Origin of the sequence: Cupriavidus gilardii (assembly GCF_008801915.1) — a bacterium.
In the GTDB taxonomy this organism is placed as follows: domain Bacteria; phylum Pseudomonadota; class Gammaproteobacteria; order Burkholderiales; family Burkholderiaceae; genus Cupriavidus; species Cupriavidus gilardii.
On sequence record NZ_VZOV01000069.1, the window covers coordinates 1 to 871 of the forward strand.

An 871-nucleotide genomic window follows, 5' to 3' on the forward strand; every position below is an offset into this window, starting at 1 on the left:
CGCGGCGGGCGCGGCGGTGGCGGCAGCCGGGGCGGCAGGCGCCGTGACGGCGGCCGAAGCCTCGGCCGCGGGCTTGTCCTGCGCCGCGGCCGGGCCCGACAGGGCCATGCCCGCCGTGCCCAGCGCCAGCGCCATCGCGCCGGCAGTCAGGAATCGTTTGAACCAGCTAGTCATCTGAATACCCTCTTGTCGCTCTTGTATGGCTCGTTTGTTGGCGTCGGCGTGCCGTTACAGCGCGTCGCCGCCGGTCTCCCCGGTACGGATCCGGATGACCTGCTCGATCGGCGCGACGAAGATCTTGCCGTCGCCGATCTTGCCGGTGCGGGCCGACTTCTCGATCGCCTCGATCGCGCGGTCGACCACGTCGTCGGGCACCGCGACCTCGATCTTGACCTTGGGCAGGAAGTCGACGATGTATTCGGCGCCGCGGTACAGCTCGGTATGGCCCTTCTGCCGGCCGAAGCCCTTGACCTCGGTGACGGTGATGCCGGACACGCCCACGTCCGACAGCGCTTCACGCACTTCGTCGAGCTTGAACGGCTTGATGACGGCGATGATCAGTTTCATCCGTGTTCTCCTGAGAGCGCGGCCCCGTTGCGGCCGGGGCCCGCCCGTGCTGACCGTGAATTAGAAAGTCTTGGTGAGCGTGGCAACCACCGTGGCCTTGCCCATGTAGCGGCCAGAGGTGTTGGTGTAGACGCCGCGCTTGGCATTGGTGTCGATGTACGAGACGGCGGCCGAGAAGCCGTTGCCCAGGTCCTTGGTCAGGCCGAGCTTCCAGTCGGTGTACGAGGCGTCCGCCACGTTCTGCACCTTCTGATAGCCGACGTGCGCGTTCAGCGTCAGGCCCCAGAACTCGAGCGGCACGTTG

The 871-nt window shown here is 67.0% G+C and carries 2 protein-coding genes; both read right to left on the reverse strand.

The window, feature by feature from the left end; genetic code table 11:
- Positions 1 to 228: 228 nt before the first annotated feature.
- Positions 229 to 567, reverse strand: coding sequence for a P-II family nitrogen regulator (locus F7Q96_RS26450; protein WP_006159494.1), 339 nt, complete (start codon positions 565 to 567; stop codon positions 229 to 231).
- 60 nt (positions 568 to 627) lie between these two features.
- On the reverse strand, positions 628 to 871 hold a 244-nt coding region (locus F7Q96_RS26455; RefSeq protein ID WP_211923532.1), incomplete at its 5' end, for a TorF family putative porin.